This is a genomic window from Pseudomonas sp. HMWF006 (assembly GCF_003061205.1).
GTDB lineage: Bacteria > Pseudomonadota > Gammaproteobacteria > Pseudomonadales > Pseudomonadaceae > Aquipseudomonas > Aquipseudomonas monsensis.
The window spans coordinates 14,927-20,899 of sequence record NZ_QAIU01000519.1 but is presented as its reverse complement, the minus strand read 5'-3'; the positions used below and the strand labels follow the sequence as shown (position 1 = coordinate 20,899).

At 61.2% G+C, this 5,973-nt stretch carries 7 protein-coding genes and 1 pseudogene; 6 read left to right on the top strand and 2 right to left on the bottom strand.

From position 1 onward, the window contains the following. Window position 1: 1 nt before the first annotated feature. From DBR24_RS23265 to DBR24_RS23240, 6 genes are all read left to right on the top strand, one after another. Complete coding sequence (locus DBR24_RS23265; protein WP_177490668.1) at window positions 2-631, top strand: TetR family transcriptional regulator; 630 nt, start codon at window positions 2-4, stop codon at window positions 629-631. Window positions 632-838: 207 nt separating this feature from the next. Beyond that, window positions 839-1,339, top strand: coding sequence for an urease accessory protein UreE (gene ureE / locus DBR24_RS23260; protein WP_128615921.1), 501 nt, complete (start codon window positions 839-841; stop codon window positions 1,337-1,339). Then, a complete protein-coding gene (locus tag DBR24_RS23255; protein ID WP_123470965.1) occupies window positions 1,336-2,010 on the top strand; it encodes an urease accessory protein UreF in 675 nt (224 codons plus the stop codon). The genes ureE and DBR24_RS23255 overlap by 4 nt, the downstream gene beginning before the upstream one ends. A 12-nt stretch (window positions 2,011-2,022) precedes the next feature. Beyond that, entirely contained in the window at window positions 2,023-2,637 is a 615-nt protein-coding gene (gene ureG / locus DBR24_RS23250) for an urease accessory protein UreG (protein WP_123470963.1), read from the top strand. A gap of 26 nt (window positions 2,638-2,663) precedes the next feature. Further along, window positions 2,664-3,236: a HupE/UreJ family protein gene (locus DBR24_RS23245; protein ID WP_123470961.1), complete on the top strand. Its 573-nt coding sequence runs from the start codon at window positions 2,664-2,666 to the stop codon at window positions 3,234-3,236. A 181-nt stretch (window positions 3,237-3,417) separates the two neighbouring features. Beyond that, window positions 3,418-4,551, top strand: coding sequence for an AGE family epimerase/isomerase (locus tag DBR24_RS23240; protein WP_128615920.1), 1,134 nt, complete (start codon window positions 3,418-3,420; stop codon window positions 4,549-4,551). Between the two features lie 135 nt (window positions 4,552-4,686). On the opposite strand, the gene DBR24_RS23235 is transcribed toward DBR24_RS23240, so the two are convergent. Beyond that, window positions 4,687-5,592: a cation diffusion facilitator family transporter gene (locus DBR24_RS23235; RefSeq protein ID WP_128615919.1), complete on the bottom strand. Its 906-nt coding sequence runs from the start codon at window positions 5,590-5,592 to the stop codon at window positions 4,687-4,689. A gap of 175 nt (window positions 5,593-5,767) precedes the next feature. Further along, window positions 5,768-5,973 (bottom strand): annotated as a pseudogene (locus tag DBR24_RS33400) (NAD(P)-dependent oxidoreductase); the annotation flags it as partial.

Here is a 5,973-nt window from a genome sequence, read left to right as displayed (position 1 = left end):
GCTGCCCCGCGCCGAACAGAAACAACAGACCCGCAACGCCCTGATGGACGCTGCCCGCCACCTGATGGAAAGCGGCCGAGGATTCGGCAGCCTGAGCCTGCGCGAAGTGACGAAGACCGCCGGCATTGTACCCACCGGTTTTTATCGGCACTTTGCCGATATGGACGAACTGGGTCTGGTGCTGGTCAGCGAAGTCGGCCAGACCTTCCGCGAAACCATCCGCCTGGTGCGGCACAACGAATTCGTCATGGGCGGCATCATTGATGCGTCGGTGCGGATCTTTCTCGATGTGGTCAGCGCCAATCGCTCGCAATTCCTGTTCCTCGCGCGCGAGCAGTACGGCGGCTCGCTGCCGGTGCGCCAGGCGATCGGGCGTTTGCGCGAAAACATCAGCGCCGACCTCGCCGCCGACCTGACGCTGATGCCCAAGCTGCAGCATCTGGATGCCGCCGGGTTGAGCGTGATCGCCGACCTTATCGTCAAATCGGTGTTCGCCACTTTGCCGGACATCATTGATCCCCCCGCCGAAGCCTTGCCGGAGCATCTGACGCCCCAGGCGAAGATCACCCAGCAACTGCGCTTCATCTTTATCGGGCTCAAGCACTGGCAAGGGCTGGGCAGTACCGAGTAACAACCTCTTCCTTACTGACACTCCTACAAAGGTGCGGCGTCACGGCCTCCATTTGGTGCATGTAAAAACCTTCATGCACCAAAACACCCCAAAACTCCGCAACATCTTGAAACATCCACTACGCTCCGACAGGGATTTCCTACATCCCGTCCGATTGGCAAGGCCCTTGCTCTAGCCTGAGCATTGTCCATAGCTGGAAGTTTTCCGATGCTGGTGATTCACCGCAGAATCGAGTCTCAACCCCTCTGGGCCGCCGAGTTGCACCTGACCTTCGAAGCGCGGAGCAAAAGCCGTTTGCGCTGTTTCAGTGCCGAGGGTGAAGACGTCGGGTTGTTTTTGGAGCGCGGCCAGCCCCCATTGTTTGATGGTGAGTGCCTGCAGGCCGAAGACGGCCGCATTGTCCGCGTCTGCGCCCGCCCCGAGCAATTGCTGCACGTCACCTGCGCCAATGCCTTTGAACTGACCCGCGCCGCATATCACCTGGGCAACCGCCATGTGGCGCTGCAGGTCGGCGATGGCTGGCTGCGCTTGCTCGACGACTATGTGCTCAAGGCCATGCTTGAACAGCTCGGTGCACAGGTCGAAGCGATCGAAGCGCCGTTCCAGCCAGAGCACGGCGCCTACGGTGGCGGCCATCACCATTCGCGGCACGGCGACGAAGATTTCAACTACGCGCCAAAACTCCATCAGTTCGGCGTACGCCTGTGAACCCGGCCTGGGCGCTGCTGCGCCTGGCCAGTCCGCAATTGCCGATTGGCGGCTACAGCTATTCGCAAGGCCTGGAAATGGCGGTGGAAAACGGTCGCGTCAACAACCCGGACAGCGCCCGGCGCTGGATCAGCGATCAGTTGCTGCTCAACCTCGCACGCTTCGAAGCGCCACTGCTGCTGGCCCACTGTGCGGCAGCGGCGGAGCAAAACTGGGATGAATTAAGGCAGCTGTGCGAATCCCACCGCGCCAGCCGCGAGACCCGCGAGTTGCATCTGGAGAGCCGGCAGATGGGCTACTCGTTGCAACAACTGCTCAGCGGCTTGCCGGAACTCGACACCCCCGCTCGCGAATTTCTCGATCAGTGCGCTGAACCGCATCTGGCTCTCGGCTGGGCACTGGCGGCGCGGGCCTGGGGCATCAGTGCGCAAGACGCCCTCGCCGCCTGGCTCTGGAGCTGGCTGGAAAACCAGCTCGCGGTGCTGATGAAAACCCTGCCGCTGGGCCAGCAAGCCGCCCAGCGCCTGACCAGCGAACTGCTGCCGCTGCTGCAACAGGCGCAGCAGGACGCCACCCGAATCCATCCCGAACACATCGGCAGCGCCGCGTTCGGTCTGTCCCTGGCGTGCATGGCCCATGAGCGCCAGTACAGCCGTCTGTTCCGTTCCTAGGAGAAACACCACATGAACGCACAACCTCTGCGAGTCGGCATCGGCGGCCCGGTCGGCTCCGGCAAAACCGCGTTGACCCTGGCCCTGTGCCTGGCCCTGCGCGAGCGCTATAACCTCGCGGTCGTCACCAACGATATCTATACCCGCGAAGACGCGGATTTTCTGGTGCGCAACGAAGCACTGGCACCGGAGCGGATCATCGGCGTGGAAACCGGCGGCTGTCCGCACACGGCGATCCGCGAAGACGCCTCGATCAACCTCGAAGCGGTCGACCAACTGAACCGGCGCTTTCCGGGGCTCGACCTGATTCTGGTGGAGTCCGGTGGCGACAACCTGTCGGCGACGTTCAGTCCGGAACTGTCCGACCTGACCATTTATGTGATCGACGTCTCGGCCGGCGACAAGCTGCCGCGCAAGGGTGGGCCCGGTATCTGCAAGTCGGACCTGCTGGTGATCAACAAGATCGACCTGGCGCCGCTGGTGGGCGCGTCGCTGGAGATGATGGACAGCGACACAAAACGCATGCGCAACGGCAAGCCGTTCGTGTTCAGTAACCAGAAAACCGGTCAGGGTCTGGAAGACATCATCGCCTTCATCGAACGCCAGGGCCTGCTGACCGCTGCCTGATCAATGACCAACAAGGAAGCTTATCCATGACACTTAAACGCATTCTGGGCGCTGTCGCGCTGCTGCTGACGCCGGCGCTGGCCTTCGCCCACCCGGGGCATGGCGACTCTGGCCTGGTTGCCGGCATCAGTCACCCGATTGGCGGCCTCGACCATTTGTTGGCGATGCTGGCTGTCGGTTTGTGGGCCGCGCAGCAGCAGGGCGCCGCGCGCTGGGCGCTGCCGTGCACCTTTGTCGGCACCATGCTGATCGGCGGCATGCTCGGTTTTGAAGGGCTGGAATTGCCAGCGCTGGAAAGCGGGATTGCCGCATCGGTGCTGGCATTGGGTCTGGCCGTGGCCTTGGCGGTGCGGCCGCCGTTGGTCATGGCAGTAGCGGCGACGGCGCTGTTTGCGTTGTTCCATGGCGTGGCGCATGGTCTGGAACTGCCAGACATGAGCAGTCCTTGGACGTATGCGGCGGGTTTCGTTGTGGCGACCGCCGCTTTGCATGCCGTCGGTTATGGCGTGGTTCGCGTGTTGCCGCAGGCAGCGGCGCCGCTGGTGCGGTTGGCGGGTGCGGCTTCGGCGGTGACTGGGGCTTGGTTGCTAGCAGGCTAGTTTTTATTGTCTGAACTGGCCTTTTCGCGAGCAAGCTCGCTCCCACATTGGATTTGTGGCGAACACAAAACCTGTGGGAGCGAGCTTGCTCGCGAAGGCGGCCGATCAGACGCCGCATCGCTGATGTCAGTCTCTCTGCTACCATGTCGCGCAATCGCCCCAGCCGTGACGACGTCCGCCCATGCCCCACGCTTCCCGCTCCAACCTCCTGCCTGAATTGACCGCCCTGTTCAGCGACGTGCACCAGCACTTCGTCAACGTCATCGTGCCGCTCTGGCAAGGTCCGGGCTGGAACGCCGACATGGCGCTGCCTTACGAAGCGCTGGACGCCGCCCACCAACCGCTGCCACCGCAACGCTATCGGGCGATGGCCTGCGCACGGCAGCTGTACCTGTTTTCCAGCCTGATCGGGGTTGTGGATAACGCCGAAGTCCGTGCGGCGGCGCTGTTTCGCTCGTTGCAACGGCACTTTCACGATGCCGAGCATGGCGGCTGGTTCTACAGCGTCGATGCCCAGGGCCAACCGCTGGACCAACGCAAGGATCTCTACACCCACGCCTTCATCCTGTTCGCCTGCGCGCATTACTGGGAAAAATCCCGCGAGCCGCTGGTGGAATCGACGCTGAACGCGGCACTGGAAGTCATCGGCCGCCGCTTTGCCACCGGTGATGGTTTGTACGAAGCCTGCCTGGAACGCGACTGGATCACCCTGCAAACCGGTCCACTGCAAAACCCGCTGATGCACCTGGCCGAAGCGTTCCTCGCCACCCTCGCCGTGCGCGAAGATGCCCAGACGCAGACAGCGTTGCTGGCGTTATGCACAGCCATGCACAAGCAGTTCGTCGATCCGCAATATGGCGTGTTGATGGAGAAGCCGCTCGGGGCTGTGGATAACTGGTATGAGCCGGGGCATCAGTTCGAATGGTATTTCCTGCTCGAATCGTCGCCGTTATTGCGTGGTTCGAAACTGCATGCGGCGCTTGAACGGGCGTTTGCCTTCACCGAGCAATACGGTGTGGTGCAGCCATCCGGCGCAGTACGGGCGATGCTCGATCTGGAAACGGACGGACGCCCGCGAGACTCGACCCAGCGGATCTGGGCGCAAGCAGAATATCTGCGCGCGCTGACCTTGCGTCAGGGCAGTGAAGCGGTGGTGCTGCGCCAGTTACAGGCGTTGCAGCAGCGGTTTCTGCATGCCGGTGGCTGGCATGAGTGCCGGGATGAGTTGGGGGAAGTCAGTCGCAAGGACATGCCATCGACGACCCCTTACCACTTGGCGACTTGCTACGGCGGCCTGGCTGAATATCTTCGCTGACGGATAAATAGCTATCGCGAGCAGGCTCGCTCCCACAGGTGATTGTGCGGCTCACAAATAGTGTGTTCAGCGCAATTCAATGTGGGAGCGAGCCTGCTCCGGGCGGCGATCCGACGAATGGCCGTTATGCGGTCGTTAGGCAATCCACTTCTTGTCCCCGGTAAAGCTGATGGTCAACCACCGCGCCGCATCCGGCTTGCCCAGCTTCGCGGAAATCTCTTCGCGCAACGCATCCAGTTGCCCGACATTGCTCAGCGCATAATCCGCCGGCAACACCACATGAATCTCGATAAACCGCGCCCGCCCGTGCTTCTGCACGTACGACACATAATCGTCGAAACCGTGTTCGGTTTTCGCCGCGTCCATCACCTGGCGCACCTGATCATCCAGCGTGTCTGGGGCAATCCCCAGGACATCTCGCAGGGCCGGGCCAAGAATCTTGAACGCCGGCGGCAACATGGTCAGGGCCAGCACGATCAGGATCAGCGGGTCGACATACACCGCCCACTGCCCATAGCCCTTCGACTTGAGCAGCAGCGCCGCGAGGAAACTGATCAAAAGGCCCACGGACAGCATCGCGTCCACCAGCCAACTGATGTTGTCGAACTGGATCAGGCTGGATTTGAGCTTGCGGTTACGGTGCCGGACGTAGAAAAAGTAGGCGAACTCGACCACGGTAAACACCGCCGCATAAATGATCACCAGTCCTAACTCGATGTCGCGGCCACCGTTGATGATGCCGAACACGCCATTGAGAAACGCATAGATCGCGATCAGCATCAGGAAACTGCCTTCGATCAGCAGCACCATCGGCTCCAGATGCCAGAAACCGAACTGGAAACGGTGGTTGCTTTCCTTGGCGATCAGCTTGGCCGTGATCAGCATCAGGACTTTGATGAAGGTTGCGATCAGCGAGAAAAAACCATCAAACAGGATGGATTGGGAACCTGAAACAAAACCGGTGACGATCCCGGCAATCGCCACAGCCAACATCAGAATGGTCGATTGTTTGAGCAGTGCCTGCTCACCTCGGTTACTCACTTTGACTCCTCGAAAAACCCTGAAAACCGCGGGGTGCGGTTGGGTTGTTGCGAGGGGAGTTTACCTTATCGGGATTTATTGCCTGTGACGGCCCCTTCGCGAGCAAGCTCGCTCCCACATGAGACCGCGATCAAATGTGGGAGCGAGCTTGCTCGCGAATGGCTTCAACGCGGTCTTAGGCCTTATTCCGCTCAATGGCAAAACCCGCCCAGGTCTGGCTCACAGGCATCAGCTCGAGGCTGTTGATGTTGATGTGCGCCGGCGTGTTCATGACCCAGAAGATCGTCTCGGCAATGTCCTGCGGCTGGATCGGCTCGGCGCCAGCGTAGGTCGCGTTGTAGCGCTCCTGGTCACCAGCAAAACGCACCAGCGAGAATTCGC

Coding starts and splice junctions, on each gene's coding strand:
- ureE (WP_128615921.1), top strand. CDS start 839: ATGCTGGTGATTCACCGCAGAATCGAGTCTCAACCCCTCTGGGCCGCC.
- ureG (WP_123470963.1), top strand. CDS start 2,023: ATGAACGCACAACCTCTGCGAGTCGGCATCGGCGGCCCGGTCGGCTCC.
- DBR24_RS23245 (WP_123470961.1), top strand. CDS start 2,664: ATGACACTTAAACGCATTCTGGGCGCTGTCGCGCTGCTGCTGACGCCG.
- DBR24_RS23240 (WP_128615920.1), top strand. CDS start 3,418: ATGCCCCACGCTTCCCGCTCCAACCTCCTGCCTGAATTGACCGCCCTG.